At 63.8% G+C, this 14093-nt stretch carries 12 protein-coding genes; 5 read left to right on the top strand and 7 right to left on the bottom strand.

Annotated elements, in window-relative coordinates; all coding sequences use genetic code 11:
* Window position 1: 1 nt before the first annotated feature.
* Window positions 2-979 (top strand): lysophospholipid acyltransferase family protein, encoded by a 978-nt coding sequence (locus HX881_RS24535; protein WP_246356576.1) that lies wholly within the window; start codon window positions 2-4, stop codon window positions 977-979.
* 124 nt (window positions 980-1103) lie between these two features.
* Window positions 1104-1643: a dockerin type I domain-containing protein gene (locus tag HX881_RS24530; RefSeq protein ID WP_177087096.1), complete on the top strand. Its 540-nt coding sequence runs from the start codon at window positions 1104-1106 to the stop codon at window positions 1641-1643.
* Window positions 1644-1703: 60 nt separating this feature from the next.
* Here the strand turns inward: HX881_RS24530 and HX881_RS24525 are convergent, their stop codons facing one another.
* Both HX881_RS24525 and HX881_RS24520 read right to left on the bottom strand, forming a co-directional pair.
* Complete coding sequence (locus HX881_RS24525) at window positions 1704-3077, bottom strand: DUF3482 domain-containing protein (RefSeq protein ID WP_177087095.1); 1374 nt, start codon at window positions 3075-3077, stop codon at window positions 1704-1706.
* The gene (locus HX881_RS24520; RefSeq protein ID WP_177087093.1) at window positions 3070-4449 is read right to left on the bottom strand and encodes a DUF2868 domain-containing protein; all 1380 of its coding nucleotides are present in this window, start codon (window positions 4447-4449) and stop codon (window positions 3070-3072) included. The genes HX881_RS24525 and HX881_RS24520 overlap by 8 nt, the downstream gene beginning before the upstream one ends.
* 83 nt (window positions 4450-4532) lie before the next feature.
* On the opposite strand from HX881_RS24520, the gene HX881_RS24515 reads away from it, so the two are divergent.
* The gene (locus HX881_RS24515; RefSeq protein ID WP_177087091.1) at window positions 4533-5045 is read left to right on the top strand and encodes a dihydrofolate reductase; all 513 of its coding nucleotides are present in this window, start codon (window positions 4533-4535) and stop codon (window positions 5043-5045) included.
* Between the two features lie 91 nt (window positions 5046-5136).
* Here HX881_RS24515 and HX881_RS24510 read toward each other — a convergent pair whose 3' ends face one another.
* Window positions 5137-6528 carry an L-cystine transporter gene (locus tag HX881_RS24510; RefSeq protein ID WP_177087089.1) on the bottom strand — a complete coding sequence of 464 codons (1392 nt, stop codon included), beginning with the start codon at window positions 6526-6528 and terminating at the stop codon, window positions 5137-5139.
* A gap of 331 nt (window positions 6529-6859) precedes the next feature.
* Between HX881_RS24510 and HX881_RS24505 the strand changes: the two genes are divergently transcribed.
* Window positions 6860-7915, top strand: coding sequence for an HAD family hydrolase (locus tag HX881_RS24505; protein WP_177087087.1), 1056 nt, complete (start codon window positions 6860-6862; stop codon window positions 7913-7915).
* Between the two features lie 168 nt (window positions 7916-8083).
* On the opposite strand, the gene ilvD is transcribed toward HX881_RS24505, so the two are convergent.
* From ilvD to HX881_RS24485, 4 genes are all read right to left on the bottom strand, one after another.
* Entirely contained in the window at window positions 8084-9931 is a 1848-nt protein-coding gene (gene ilvD / locus HX881_RS24500) for a dihydroxy-acid dehydratase (RefSeq protein ID WP_177087085.1), read from the bottom strand.
* A 281-nt stretch (window positions 9932-10212) separates the two neighbouring features.
* Window positions 10213-11406 carry an MFS transporter gene (locus HX881_RS24495; RefSeq protein WP_017124892.1) on the bottom strand — a complete coding sequence of 398 codons (1194 nt, stop codon included), beginning with the start codon at window positions 11404-11406 and terminating at the stop codon, window positions 10213-10215.
* Between the two features lie 42 nt (window positions 11407-11448).
* Window positions 11449-11712, bottom strand: coding sequence for a nitroreductase family protein (locus HX881_RS24490; protein ID WP_177087083.1), 264 nt, complete (start codon window positions 11710-11712; stop codon window positions 11449-11451).
* Window positions 11713-11858: 146 nt separating this feature from the next.
* Complete coding sequence (locus tag HX881_RS24485) at window positions 11859-13055, bottom strand: class I SAM-dependent rRNA methyltransferase (protein ID WP_103032763.1); 1197 nt, start codon at window positions 13053-13055, stop codon at window positions 11859-11861.
* Window positions 13056-13253: 198 nt separating this feature from the next.
* Here HX881_RS24485 and HX881_RS24480 point away from each other — a divergent pair, with 198 nt between their 5' ends.
* Window positions 13254-14066: an HDOD domain-containing protein gene (locus HX881_RS24480; protein WP_177087447.1), complete on the top strand. Its 813-nt coding sequence runs from the start codon at window positions 13254-13256 to the stop codon at window positions 14064-14066.
* Window positions 14067-14093: the final 27 nt, after the last annotated feature.

The raw sequence follows: 14093 nt of genomic DNA, 5'->3' as shown, positions 1-14093 counted from the left end.
GATGCAGCGCTGGTTATGGCTGGCCAGGTTCAAGGCCAGGCTGCGCAGGCAGTTGCTGGCGATCACGGCCGTGCTTTTGCGGATCAATGCCGTGCACGGTTTACTGGCCCTGTTGCCGACGATCCTGCTCCACTTGCCCCGGGGGTTGCGAGGCGTGGAATACCGGCGCAGTCGCCAGAACCTGGAGCTCTTCGATTTTTCTCCCGGGCATTGCCGGGCCCTGGCCTGCCAATACAGCGCGATCCAGTTCCAGCGCGGGATTTATCAACACCTTTACCAGAGCCATCGGCCCGCACATCTGCGGGCCTGGATCAGGTCCATCCCGTGGTGCGATCCCGCCGAACACTGGCAACGGGGGGCCAGGCGCCAGACCATCATGGCGCTGCCCCATTGTGGCGAGTACTGGATGGCCGTGGCCTGCGTGGTCGAGCGCAGGACCGCGCCCACGCGGTTCATTATTCCGATCTGGAACTTCGGCGATCCGTTTACCCATGGCTCGCTCAAGAACCTCGAAGGCCTCGGGCATGTGATCGAGGTCCTGGACAGCAATGATCCGAAGACAGCACTGGCGATTGCCCGGGGGGTGAAGCGCGGTGACCAGGTGATCATTTTCTGCGACCTGCCGGTGAGCCTTGACGGTGTTCGATTCGGCGAGCCGATGGCGGGACGGTTTTTCGGTCGCGATGCACAGTTTGTCAAAGGCCCGCTGTTCCTGGCGTCGAAGCTGGGCTGCGATCTGCTGCTGGTAGGCCATCGTGTCCGCCTGGGGCAACGCGGGGAACTGCAGGTGATAGACCGGATCCTCCACGGCCCTTTCGAGCAGATGCTGGCGCAATGGATCGAGGCGTTGGAGGGCTTCATTCTCGAAGCTCCGCAGAACTGGTTGTACCTGCCCAGGATGGAGGCTTTTCATCATCGGCAATGGTCATCGGGCGAGAAGCGGCAGGCGGGGCAATCCGCAGTTGCCCGCCGGGGGTGAAAGACACGCTTTGGTGGACGTCAGGCGCCAGCGTGGTTTCTTACGAACACCCCGGAAATGGGGGTGTCGCCAGCTTGAGGACAGTGGCTTAGTTTGACGGGCTCTTAACCAAAAGGAACTTGTCATGCGTTATTTGAGAGTCACCGCCCAGGATCGAAGCGGTAGTGGAAAAGCCGACTCGGTGCTGCTGCACTTCTACCAGAAAAACCTGTGCGAACCCGATGAAGTGGTGGGCGAAGCCATTGCCCTGGATATCTCCGGCGATGGCCTGAGCGATTTCGCCTTTGCCGCGGACATCAACCGCGATGGTCAGATCGATCAGGCGGATATCGCGTTACTCAAGCGGTTTGCCAACACCTATCTGCAGTTGAACTGGTTCAACAAGGGGGCGAGTGAGCAGCGCGTACTCTGCATGTTCGTGGGCAATCACGGCAAGAATGGCAAACCCGCCGCCGTCTGCCTGCAATTTCACGATCGCTGCGAGGCGGGAGGCAAACAATCACTGGTCTACAGCGCGACCGCCTATGACGGTGGCAGCAATGGACGACTGGATTCGTTCAGCAACACCGACCTCGACAGGAACGGCGTTGCCGACAAGGCCGACAAGGAACTGCTCAAGACAATGGCCAGCACCTTCCTGCAATTCAAGTGGCACGAGAAATAAGTCGCGGATTGCCGCCTCCCTTCGAGTAGTGCGGATCGCCCGGCCATGTGCCGGGCGATTTCATGTTTCTTTCACTCGTTGAGCCAGTACCGTGATCTGCTCCTGGCGCTCGGTCTGGTTCAATTTCATGCCGGGATTGAGTGGCGACCACTGCGGATGCGCCCGGGCCTTGTTCAGGGCGTCAGGCAGCTTGCCTTCGCGCCAGGTCTTGTCCACCGGTGTCGCGACGGTGATGCTGTCCATGGCCGCATGACCCCGCGCCTCCAGTGCCTGCAGCAGTTGCCGTTGGCGTAGCGCGAGCAGGCGCAGCACGCTGTCGTCGACCGTCAGCTCACGCTGTCCCCTTAGCTTGCCGAGCAGGCGGCTGCCGTAGCCACGAGCGGTCTGCAGCGCACCGCCGGCAATGGCCCCTGCCAGGGCGGCGGCACCGAGGGTCAGGCCGCCCACCAGCAGATCGACCCCGGCCCCCGCTGCGGCCCCGGCGGCGATACCACCGCCGACCTTCACCCCCAGTTGCTTGAGGGTTTCCGGATTGAACAGGTCGTCGCCCCAGCGCCCGTCGAGCAGCGGCAGGTCGGCCGCCGCCGCGTCGCTGGCACGAAAGGCGTAGAGCTTGAGCAGGGCTTCGACGCAACGTTGTTCGCGCTGGCGGATGGCCTGGCGCAACTCGGCGATGGCACGGCTTTCGGCATCGGCGGCGCTGACCACCTGGCGACGGCAGGCGGCGCAGTCGATCAGCAGCTCGGCGATCAGTCGGTTGGCGCTTTGCCGGCGGGCCTGGCGCTGCGCTTCCTGGTCGAGGATCAGCCGCTCCAGCTGGGCGCGGGAGCCTTCCAGCAACAGGGCCAGGCTTTCATAGAGCCGACGCTCGCCATCTTGCGGCGGTGCGACGCTGTCGAAGCGCACCAGGGCATGCAGCCCGAGGCGGGCCAGGGCCTCACGCCAGTCGGGTTCGCGCTGGGCGGCGCTGCTGACGAAGTTGAGCACCGGCAGCAACGGCTTGCCGCAACTGGCGAGGACCGACAGTTCATCGCGGTATTTGGCCAGGACCGGTTCGCGGGCATCGATCACATACAGTCCGGCATCCGACGCCAGCAACTGGCGCAGGACCTTGGCCTCCTGTTCGAAACGCTGCCGGGCTTCACTGCCGTCAAGGAAACGCGCCACCCGCGCCGGTCCGTCCAGGCGTTCACCGGGGCGGTCCAGGCGCTCGAGGTAGTCGAGCAGGGCGATGGCGTCTTCCAGGCCGGGCGTGTCGTACAGCTCCAGCAGGGCATCGCCGTCCACCGACAGACGGGCACCTTCCACATGGCGGGTGGTGCTGGGCCGGTGGGACACCTCGCCAAAGCCCACGTCGCGGGTCAGGGTGCGCAGCAGCGAGGTCTTGCCGACATTGGTGTGGCCGACCACGGCCAGTTTCAGCGGCTTAGTCATGGCCGGTCTCCAGCCAGGTGAGCGGGGCGCAATCGGCGAACGGCAGGTCGAGCTGGCGCAAGGCGCTGTGCCAGTCGCCGAGGCGGTCGGCGTCCAGGGCCTGGCCCAGTGGTGCCTGCAGCAGCCAGATGCGGGTGTCGGCGGCGCTGCGGGCCAGTTCGGCGATCAGTCCGAGGCTGCCGCGGTCGGGCGAGCGGCGCGGGTCGCAGGCGATCGCCAGGCGTGCCGGCGGGAAGCGGGTCAGTTGCTCAAGAAGTTTCTGCCGTGACTCGCGGCTGTCGAGAATGCCGGCGTCCCTCACGCCCTTGGGCAGTGCCGGCGGCCAGGGCCGTTGATCGTCCAGCTCGATGGCCACCAGCAGCGCGCCGTCGCTGTCGAGCGCGGTGACCCCGGCCGCGGCATTGTGCAGGTGCTCGGGGGCGGCATCGCTGACGCCGAGGCGTTCGCTGCTGGGCATCAGGCGTTCGCGCAGATGGGCGTAGCCGGGCAGGCTCGTGTCCAGCCGCAGGGTGCGGCTGCCGCGGTGCCAGCGCCACAGGCAGAACAGTGCCAGCAGCAGGCGCGGCAGCACGCCGTAGACCACCAGCACCCCGACCAGCCAGGCGGCCCAGGCCTGGCGCGCACCTTCCAGGTCGAGGGCGCTGTTGCCGCTGGCGCGGATCATCGCTTCGCCGGGCACGTCGAAGCCCAGCAGGGCCGGCAGGGCGCCGAGGCCCTGGGTCAGGCTAACGAAGGTGTCGCCGCCGAGAATGGTGGTTTCCCAGACAAAACCGTAGCGGCGGGTCGCCATCAGCATCAGCAGGATCACCAGCGCGCAGAGCAGGGCCAGCAGCCACAGGCCATGGACGACGATGCCTATGGCCCAGCGGTTCAGGCGCTGGCGTTGCAGCAGGAGCGCCAGCGCCGGCACCAGTTGCACGGCCTGGGCGTCGCGGGCGAATTTTTCGCTGAGCCAGAGCCACAATCGCCCCAGGCTGGCGCCATGGCCGCCCGCCAGCAACAGGCCCGTGGCCCAGCTCGCCAACAGCAGCAGGTTCAACCCGAGCAGGCTGCCCAGGGCCCAGAACACATTGACCGGGGCCTGCCCGTTGCCCAGGGCGGCGAAGGCCAGGCCGGCACCGCTGAGCACCACCAGCACGGCGAGCAGCAGCAGGGCCAGGCGCGCCCCTTGCAGCCAGTGCCGCAGGGCGTCGAGCTGGCCATCCCGTTCGGCGAGCCAGAGGGCGCGGTGCTGGATACGGGTCGCCAGGTCGCCGCCGGCCGCCCGGGCGCGGCGGTTGGCCTCGAGGTCTTCCAGGGGACCGGCCTGCTCTTCGCGCAGGCGCACGGTCTCGGTCAGCCAGAGGCGTTGCAGGGGAGTCGGTTCAGTCACGCGCCATCCTGTTGCGGGGTTGAGCCAGAAGCATAACCGCTGTGGCTAGTGCCTGCACCAAGGTGTCAGGTATCCTCGTCGGCATGAAAAACACACTCCCCCTCAGCCTGATCGCGGCCCTCGGTGAAAACCGCGTGATCGGCGTCGACAACAGCATGCCCTGGCATTTGCCGGCGGATTTCAAGTATTTCAAGGCCACCACCCTGGGCAAGCCGATCATCATGGGGCGCAAGACCTGGGATTCCCTCGGCCGGCCATTGCCCGGTCGGCTGAACCTGGTGGTCAGTCGCCAGGCGGGCCTGCGACTGGAAGGCGCGGAGGTTTTCCCGTCGCTGGAAGAAGCGGTCGCGCGGGCCGAGGAATGGGCGCTGGAACAGGGCGCCAGCGAGCTGATGCTGATCGGCGGCGCGCAATTGTATGGCCAGGGCCTGGAGCACGCGGACCGCTTGTACCTGACCCGGGTAGCGCTGAGCCCTGAAGGCGACGCGTGGTTTCCGGAGTTCGATCCAGACCAGTGGAAACGGGTAGCGAACGAGCCGCACCCGGCGCTGGACGACAAGCCGGCGTTCAGCTTCGAGGTCTGGGAAAGGAGCTGAACGCTTCGGGGGCAAGCCCCCTCCCACAATGTCCTTCACACCTGTGGGAGGGGGCTTGCCCCCGAAGCTGATCCAGCGAGCGCCGGGAGACTCAGGCCTGAGCCAGCTCCGCATGCTCGTCGGCATCCAGCAAGGACTTGTCGGTCTGCTGCATGAACTGGCTGGTGAGGGTGCCGGCGGTGATCGAGCCGCTGACGTTCAACGCCGTGCGGCCCATGTCGATCAGCGGCTCCACCGAAATCAGCAAGGCCACCAGGGACACCGGCAAGCCCATGGCCGGCAGCACGATCAGCGCGGCAAAGGTCGCGCCGCCACCGACACCGGCCACGCCGGCCGAGCTCAGGGTCACGATTGCCACCAGGGTCGCGATCCACAGTGGATCCAGCGGGTTGATGCCCACGGTCGGCGCCACCATGACCGCCAGCATGGCCGGGTACAGCCCCGCACAACCATTCTGTCCGATGGTCGCACCGAACGAGGCGGCAAAGCTGGCGATGGACTGGGGAATCCCCAGGCGGCGGGTCTGCGCCTCGATGCTCAGGGGAATGCTCGCCGCGCTGGAGCGGCTGGTGAAGGCAAAGGTCAGCACCGGCCAGATCTTGCGGAAGAAACGCAGCGGGTTGATCCCGGCCAGCGATACCAGCAGGCCGTGGACCACGAACATCAGCCCTAGGCCGATATAGGACACCACGACGAAGCTGCCCAGCTTGATGATGTCCTGCAGGTTGGAACCGGCCACCACCTTGGTCATCAACGCCAGCACGCCGTAAGGCGTGAGCTTCATCACCAGGCGCACCAGACGCATCACCCAGGCTTGCAGGGTATCGATGGCATTCACCACCTTCTGGCCCTTTTCGGCGTCGTCCTTGAGCAGTTGCAGCGCGGCAACGCCCATGAAGGCGGCGAAGATCACCACGCTGATGATCGAGGTCGGCTTGGCCCGGGCCAGGTCGGCGAACGGATTCTGCGGAATGAACGACAGCAGCAGTTGCGGGATATTCAGGTCGGCGACCTTGCCCGCGTAGTCGGTCTGGATGGTTTGCAGCCGGGCCAGCTCCTGGGTGCCGGCGACCAGGCCCTCGGCGGTCAGGCCGAACAGGTTGGTCAGGCCGATCCCGATCAGCGCGGCGATGGCGGTGGTGAACAGCAGCGTGCCAATGGTCAGGAAGCTGATCTTGCCCAGGGACGAAGCATTGTGCAGGCGGGCCACGGCGCTGAGGATCGAGGCGAACACCAGCGGGATGACGATCATCTGCAGCAACTGCACATAACCGTTGCCCACCAGGTCGAACCAGGCGATGGAGGCCTTGAGTACCGGGCTGCCATCACCGTAGATGGCATGCAGGCTCGCGCCGAAAACCACCCCCAGTACCAGGGCGAACAGGACCTTCTTCGCCAGGCTCCAGGCGGTGTGGCGGGTTTGTGCCAGGCCCAGCAGCAGGGCGAGGAACACCAGCAGATTGAGGATCAGCGGCAGGTTCATGAAGACTCCGAAAACAAGAGGTGCCCATCACTCCTGGCTCTGTACGGCAACTGCCTGCGCGACGATCATGCTGCGTTAGAAACAGGCTTGCCTGATCGCCGCTCGGCGAGTTCTCGCACCGATCCTGGTTGATGGTGAACCGATAAGCCTAACAGCTTGATATATATGAATTTAATATCTAAATGGAATGGTGTGTGTCGTTTTTGGAATAAGCCGGTGGCGCTGGGGCGAATGCCGGTGACGTGATCAGGATGCAGGCGGTCGCGCTCGGATGAGGACTGTCATACAGATTTGTTAGCGTCGATGACTTTCAGTCAGGGAGATACCGCCAATGAAATTCGTCCCCAAACTTCTCGCCGCCGCACTCTGCCTGGGCCTTGCCGGCCAGGCGTTCGCCACCGAGCTGAAACACTGGCCCGAAGCTCAGGCCAAGCAGTTGGACGCGATGATCGCCGCCAATGCCAACAAGGGCAATTTCGCGGTGTTCGACATGGACAACACCAGCTATCGCTATGACCTGGAAGAGTCGCTGCTGCCGTTCATGGAGAACAAGGGGCTGATTACCCGCGAAACCCTGGATCCGTCCCTGAAACTGATCCCGTTCAAGGACACCGCCGACCACAAGGAAAGCCTGTTCAGCTACTACTACCGCCTCTGTGAAATCGACGACATGGTCTGCTACCCCTGGGTGGCCCAGGTGTTCTCCGGCTTCACCCTCAAGGAACTCAAGGGTTACGTCGACGAACTCATGGCCTCCGGCAAGCCGGTGCCGAGCACTTACTACGATGGCGACGTGGTGAAGAACATCGAGGTCCAGCCGCCCAAGGTCTTTACCGGCCAGGCCGAGCTGTACAACAAGCTGATGGAGAACGGCATCGAGGTCTACGTGATGACCGCGGCGTCGGAAGAACTGGTGCGCATGGTCGCGGCGGACCCGAAGTACGGCTACAACGTCAAGCCGCAGAACGTGATCGGCGTGACCACCTTGCTCAAGGACCGCAAGACCGGCGAGCTGACCACCGCGCGCAAGCAGATCAGCGCCGGCAAGTATGACGAGAAAGCCAACCTCGGCCTGGAGCTGACCCCGTACCTGTGGACCCCGGCGACCTGGATGGCCGGCAAGCAGGCGGCCATCCTGACCTATATCGACCAGTGGAAGAAACCGGTGCTGGTAGGCGGCGACACCCCTTCGAGCGACGGCTACATGCTGTTCCACAGCGTCGACGTGGCCAAGGGCGGCGTGCACCTGTGGGTCAACCGCAAGGACAAGTACATGACCCAGCTCAACGGCATGATGAAGACCTACGCCGAGGCCCAGGCCAAGGAAGGCTTGCCGGTGACGGCGGACAAGAACTGGGTGATCGTCAAGCCTGAAGACATCCAGTAAACCCGGATCTTCCTGTAGGGGCTACGCCTTGTTGCCGTGGGAGCGGGCTTGCCCGCGAAGAGGGCCGCAAGGTCGCTAAAAGCTTCACGGATAGCCAGTCATCACGGCTAATCAGACAGGCAATAAAAAACCCGGCCTCGGCCGGGTTTTTCATGGACGCCGCGGTACTTACGGCACCAGCTTGTCCAGCATTGCCTTGTCGCGGACCGCACCCTTGTCGGCGCTAGTGGCGAGCAGTGCGTAGGCCTTCAGTGCAGTGGTCACCTTGCGTGGGCGGCTTTCCACCGGCTTCCAGCCTTTCTTGTCCTGCTCAGCACGGCGGGCGGCCATTTCCTCGTCGCTGATCAACAGGTTGATCGAGCGGTTCGGAATGTCGATCAGTACCTTGTCGCCATCCTGCACCAGGCCGATGGCGCCACCGGCGGCGGCTTCCGGAGAAGCGTGACCGATGGACAGGCCCGACGTACCGCCGGAGAAGCGACCGTCGGTCAACAAGGCGCAGGCTTTGCCCAGGCCCTTGGATTTCAGATAGGAAGTCGGGTAGAGCATTTCCTGCATGCCCGGACCGCCTTTCGGACCTTCGTAGCGAATGATCACGATGTCGCCGGCCTTCACTTCGTCGGCGAGGATGCCGCGCACGGCGCTGTCCTGGCTTTCGAAGATCTTCGCGTTGCCTTCGAACACATGGATCGACTCGTCGACACCAGCGGTTTTCACCACGCAGCCGTCCAGGGCGATATTGCCGTACAGCACGGCCAGGCCGCCTTCTTTTGAATAGGCGTGCTCGACACTGCGGATGCAGCCGTTTTCACGGTCGTCGTCCAGGGTTTCCCAACGGGTCGACTGGCTGAACGCGGTCTGGGTCGGGATACCGGCCGGGCCGGCCTTGAAGAAGGTGTGCACCGCTTCGTCGTCGGTCTGGGTGATGTCCCACCTGGCGATGCCGTCGGCCAGGGTCTTGCTGTGCACGGTCGGCAGGTCGGTGTGCAGCAGGCCGCCACGGGCCAGCTCGCCGAGGATGCTGAAGATCCCGCCGGCGCGGTGCACGTCTTCCATGTGGTACTTCTGGATGTTCGGCGCGACCTTGCACAGTTGCGGCACATGGCGGGACAGGCGGTCGATGTCGCGCAGGTCGAAATCGATCTCGGCTTCCTGGGCGGCGGCCAGCAGGTGCAGGATGGTGTTGGTGGAACCGCCCATGGCGATGTCCAGGGTCATGGCGTTTTCGAACGCCTTGAAGTTGGCGATGTTGCGCGGCAGCACCGATTCATCGTTGTCGCCGTAATAACGCTGGCACAGCTCGACGATGGTCCGGCCGGCCTGCAGGAACAGCTGCTCGCGGTCGGAGTGGGTCGCCAGGGCCGAACCGTTGCCCGGCAGCGCCAGGCCCAGGGCTTCGGTGAGGCAGTTCATCGAGTTGGCGGTGAACATGCCGGAGCACGAGCCGCAGGTCGGGCAGGCGCTGCGCTCGTACTCGGCAACCTTCTCGTCAGAAGCGCTGGAGTCGGCGGCGATGACCATGGCGTCCACCAGGTCCAGGCCGTGGGCGGCCAGCTTGGTCTTGCCGGCTTCCATCGGGCCGCCGGAGACGAAGATCACCGGGATGTTCAGGCGCAGGGCGGCCATCAGCATGCCGGGAGTGATCTTGTCGCAGTTGGAAATGCAGACGATGGCGTCGGCGCAGTGGGCGTTGACCATGTATTCGACGGAGTCGGCGATGATCTCGCGGCTCGGCAGCGAATAGAGCATGCCGTCGTGGCCCATGGCGATACCGTCATCCACGGCGATGGTATTGAATTCCTTGGCGACGCCGCCGGCACGTTCGATCTCGCGGGCAACCAGCTGGCCCATGTCCTTGAGGTGGACGTGGCCGGGCACGAACTGGGTGAACGAGTTGGCGACGGCGATGATCGGCTTCTTGAAGTCGGCGTCTTTCATCCCCGTGGCGCGCCACAGGGCGCGGGCACCGGCCATGTTGCGGCCGTGGGTGGATGTTTTCGAGCGGTAATCAGGCATGGAGCACTCCGGGCGGCTAATCAGGTATCAAATGGGGAGTGAGCTTCTATTGACCTCGGGAACACTCAGAAATGGCCGTGTGTCCGAAAGCTGCCGATAGCCGCACGGGATCGCCGTGCGTTTCAGCTTGAGCTCATAAACCCGCCGGGGGATGACTGGCGATGAATAGCGCGATTCTACACCGCTGGCGCGTGGAAGGAATGGGCCGGGCGCTCAAGGGTGTGAAGCCTGGGTTCAGCACGCGGCTATGGATTCCCGCCGCCGCTTGTGTGCAAGGGTGCTCAGCGGCTGACCCGGGCACTGCTCAGCAGGCCGGCGACGCTGAAGACCACCAGGCCTGTGGCGATGGCCGGCAGCAGATGGGGCCCCGCCATGGCCAGTGCCGCGCTGGTCGCGGCGGCGGCGAGGAACATGAGGGTGTTGCCGGTCGACGCCGCCGTGCCGGCATTCGTGGAGAACAGCAGCATCGCCGCCGAGATGGCCGCCGGTCGGGTGACGGTCACGGCCACGGCGCTGAGGCACATGGGGATGAGCAGGGTGGCTGTCGACACGGCCTGAAGTTGCATGATCAGCAGCAGGACGAGGCCGGAGCAACCCAGCAGTACCAGGCCGGTATCGATCTGGGCCCTGACGCCCAGGCGCCTTTGCAGCCACACGGCGAGGAATCCGCCGGACAGATAGGCCGCGCCATAGACGAGCAGCACGATGGCGTACTGGTACTCGGAGAGTTTCAGCTGATCCATGAAAATCAGCGGCGACACGCTGATCAGCGCGAAGTAGGCGGAAAACACCAGTGCCGCGATCTGCCAGTACCGGCGGAAGTCTGCGTGCCCGAGGATCGCCTGGATCGAATTCATGATCGGTTCCTGTTCCCGGGGCTGTGCCTTCGGCCTTGACGTCAGGACCCCCAGCGCCAGCAGGAAAATGGCCGCTGCGATCAGGGCAAAGGCATGGAAACTGCTCCTCCAGCCGAAGGACTCCAGCAGCCAGGAGCCCAGCAGGGGTGACAGCGCCACGAACAGCCCGCTGAAACTCATGTAATAGATGCGCACGGGGGCCCGCTCTTCCTTGTCGAACAGGTCTTCGACCAGTGCCAGCCCCAGCACAAAGAACCCGCAGCCCAGCGCCTGGACACCGCGGAAGAAGAGAAAGGCCGTGAAGTCCGTGGCGAGGGTACAGCCGAGGGCGCCGACGAAGGAAATAGCCAGGCATCCCAGCAGTACCTCCTTGCGCCCGAACCTGTCGGAGAGCGGGCCCGCCACCAACTGCGAGAAAGCGAAGACCAGCGTGAACAGGCTGATGGCCAGGGCGATATCCACCGTTGAGGTATTGAACTGCTCTGCCAGGGCCGGAAAAGCCGGCAACAGGACATTGAGCGGGAAAAAGCTGATGAGCGATATGCAAGTGACCAGCAGGATGCAGGAGCGTTTGTAGTGGCGTGATTGCAGGGCGGACGTGGGGGCGGAACCTTGCATCGTTGGACTCCTCCTGGTGGTGCGGTGCGCGAGGGAATGGGTTCACGGATGGGGGAGCAGTGCGCTGAGTTCGTCGCAGAGCGCTTCTCCGTTGCTGTAGCCCGCACCGACAAAAAGCAGCGGCTGCTCGCACAAATCGCTCAGATTCAACGATTGCTCGATTTTCTGTTCGGTCAATGCGGCCGTCACCCAGGTCTTCAGGCCCAGTGCGGTGGCGGTCAGTTGAAAGGTCTGCGAAACGTGGCCTGCTTCGAGAAGTGCAACCCGGTAGCCTTGGGAGTGCGGATATTTCCACCACATCATCATCTCGGTTATCGAGGCGATGTAATGGTGATAGTAGTCTTGTGGGGGGAGTTGGCAATTGAGATATGTGTAGGGTATGTCCGAGTTATATGTCGGTCATATCCAGGTATTACACGACCCGCCCTGATCCAGGGCGGGTCGACGATCACTCAGCTATTGGGGAGCAGCCGGCAGGTAATGCTCTTGATATAACGGGTTTCCGGGATCGCCGGGTGTACCGGGTGATCCGGACCCTGGCCGCCGCGTTCGAGCAGCTGGATATTGCGGTCCAGGTGGCGGGCGCTGGTCAGCAGGATGTTCTGCAGGTCGTCTTCGGGCAGATGCATCGAACACGAGGCGCTGACCAGGATGCCGTCCTTGCTGAGCAGGCGCATGGCCTGTTCGTTCAGGCGGCGGTAGGCGCCTTCGCCGTTCTTCAGGTCTTTCTTGCGCTTGATGAAGGCCGGTGGGTCGGCGACGATCACGTCGAAACGTTCTTCGGCGGACTTCAGTTCCTTCAGGGCTTCGAAGACATCGCCCTCGATGCAGGTCAGTTTCTCGGCAAAGCCGTTCAGCGCGGCGTTGCGCTCCACGCCGTCGAGGGCGAAAGCCGAGGCGTCGACACAGAACACTTCGCTGGCGCCGAAGGCCGCGGCCTGCACGCCCCAGCCGCCGATGTAGCTGAACAGATCGAGGACCCGCTTGCCCTTGGCATAAGGCGCCAGGCGCGCGCGGTTCATGCGGTGGTCGTAGAACCAGCCGGTCTTCTGGCCTTCCATCACCGGCGCTTCGAACTTCACGCCGTTCTCCTCCAGCGCTACCCACTCCGGCACCAGGCCGAAGACGGTTTCGACATAACGCTCCAGGCCTTCGGCATCACGGGCCGCCGAATCGTTCTTGAACAGGATGCCGCTGGGTTTCAGGACCTGGACCAGCGCCGCGATCACGTCGTCCTTGTGCTGTTCCATGGTCGCCGAGGCGAGCTGGACCACCAGGATATCGCCGAAGCGATCCACCACCAGGCCTGGCAGCAGGTCGGAATCGCCGTAGACCAGGCGATAGAACGGCTTGTCGAACAGCCGCTCGCGCAGGGACAGGGCCACGTTGAGGCGGTGCACCAGCAGCGACTTGTCCAGCGGCAACTTGATGTCGCGCGACAGCAGGCGGGCGCAGATCAGGTTGTTCGGACTCATGGCGACGATGCCCAGGGGCTTGCCGCCGGCGGCTTCGAGGATGGCCTGGTCGCCGGCCTTGAAGCCATGCAGTGGAGTCGCCGCCACGTCGATTTCGTTGCTGTAGACCCACAGGTGACCGGCGCGCAGGCGGCGGTCGGCGTTGGCTTTGAGGCGTAGGCTAGGCAGGGACATGACGTCGCTCCGGGAAAAAGAGCGGAATTATAGCGGGAGTTGCCGGCCGCCGGGTCGTCATGTTTCATGTGATTGAAGTGTACAGGTCACCCATCCGGTACAACTTTTCCGCTAGAATCGCCGACTCGCCCGGAGTGTGTACTCATGTCCCAAGAACTTTCAGCCGAACAGATCCAACAGGCCTTGCAAGGCATCAGCGTGCCGCCTCAACCGCAGATCATGGTGGATTTGCAGATGGAGCAGTACATGCCCGACCCGGACCTGGAGGTGATTGCCCGGTTGATCAGTCAGGACCCCGGTCTCTCCGGCGCGTTGCTGAAAATCGTCAACTCGCCCTATTACGGCCTGGCGAACAAGATCGCCTCGATCCAGCGGGCGGTGAACCTGCTGGGCAGCCGTTCGATCATCAACCTGATCAACGCGCAGTCGATCAAGGGCGAAATGGCCGATGAAACCATTGTTACCCTGAACCGCTTCTGGGACACCGCCCAGGACGTGGCGATGACCAGCCTGACGCTGGCCAAGCGCACCGGTTCCCAGGCCATCGACGAGGCCTACGCCCTGGGCCTGTTCCACGATTGCGGGATTCCGCTGATGCTCAAGCGCTTCCCCGACTATATGACGGTGCTGGAGCAGGCCTACGCCAAGGCCGGTCCGGAGCAGCGGGTGGTGGACACGGAAAACCAGGTGTTCAACACCAACCACGCGGTGGTCGGCTACTACACCGCCAAGTCCTGGCGCCTGCCGGAACACGTGACCAACGCCATCGCCAACCACCACAACGCGCTGGCGATCTTCAGCGACGAGAGCACACGCAACAGCCAGTTGAAGAATCTGCTGGCGATCCTGAAAATGGCCGAGCACATCTGCGCGTCCCATCGGGTCCTGGGCAACCAGACCGAAGACCACGAGTGGAATGCCATCGGCCACCTGGTGCTCGATTACGTCGGCCTGTCCGACTACGACTTCGAGACGCTCAGAGAGAACATCCGCGAGTTGGGTGCTCATTAGTTCAGAGCACGCTACTTCCTGACCTGG

It is taken from the genome of Pseudomonas gingeri (assembly GCF_013386115.1).
Classification (GTDB): Bacteria; Pseudomonadota; Gammaproteobacteria; order Pseudomonadales; family Pseudomonadaceae; genus Aquipseudomonas; species Aquipseudomonas gingeri.
The sequence above is the reverse complement of the archived record's forward strand: the minus strand, read 5'-3'. Positions and strand labels throughout refer to the sequence as shown.

Coding starts and splice junctions, on each gene's coding strand:
- HX881_RS24535 (WP_246356576.1), top strand. CDS start 2: ATGCAGCGCTGGTTATGGCTGGCCAGGTTCAAGGCCAGGCTGCGCAGG.
- HX881_RS24530 (WP_177087096.1), top strand. CDS start 1,104: ATGCGTTATTTGAGAGTCACCGCCCAGGATCGAAGCGGTAGTGGAAAA.
- HX881_RS24525 (WP_177087095.1), bottom strand. CDS start 3,077: ATGACTAAGCCGCTGAAACTGGCCGTGGTCGGCCACACCAATGTCGGC.
- HX881_RS24515 (WP_177087091.1), top strand. CDS start 4,533: ATGAAAAACACACTCCCCCTCAGCCTGATCGCGGCCCTCGGTGAAAAC.
- HX881_RS24510 (WP_177087089.1), bottom strand. CDS start 6,528: ATGAACCTGCCGCTGATCCTCAATCTGCTGGTGTTCCTCGCCCTGCTG.
- HX881_RS24505 (WP_177087087.1), top strand. CDS start 6,860: ATGAAATTCGTCCCCAAACTTCTCGCCGCCGCACTCTGCCTGGGCCTT.
- ilvD (WP_177087085.1), bottom strand. CDS start 9,931: ATGCCTGATTACCGCTCGAAAACATCCACCCACGGCCGCAACATGGCC.
- HX881_RS24495 (WP_017124892.1), bottom strand. CDS start 11,406: ATGCAAGGTTCCGCCCCCACGTCCGCCCTGCAATCACGCCACTACAAA.
- HX881_RS24490 (WP_177087083.1), bottom strand. CDS start 11,712: ATGATGATGTGGTGGAAATATCCGCACTCCCAAGGCTACCGGGTTGCA.
- HX881_RS24485 (WP_103032763.1), bottom strand. CDS start 13,055: ATGTCCCTGCCTAGCCTACGCCTCAAAGCCAACGCCGACCGCCGCCTG.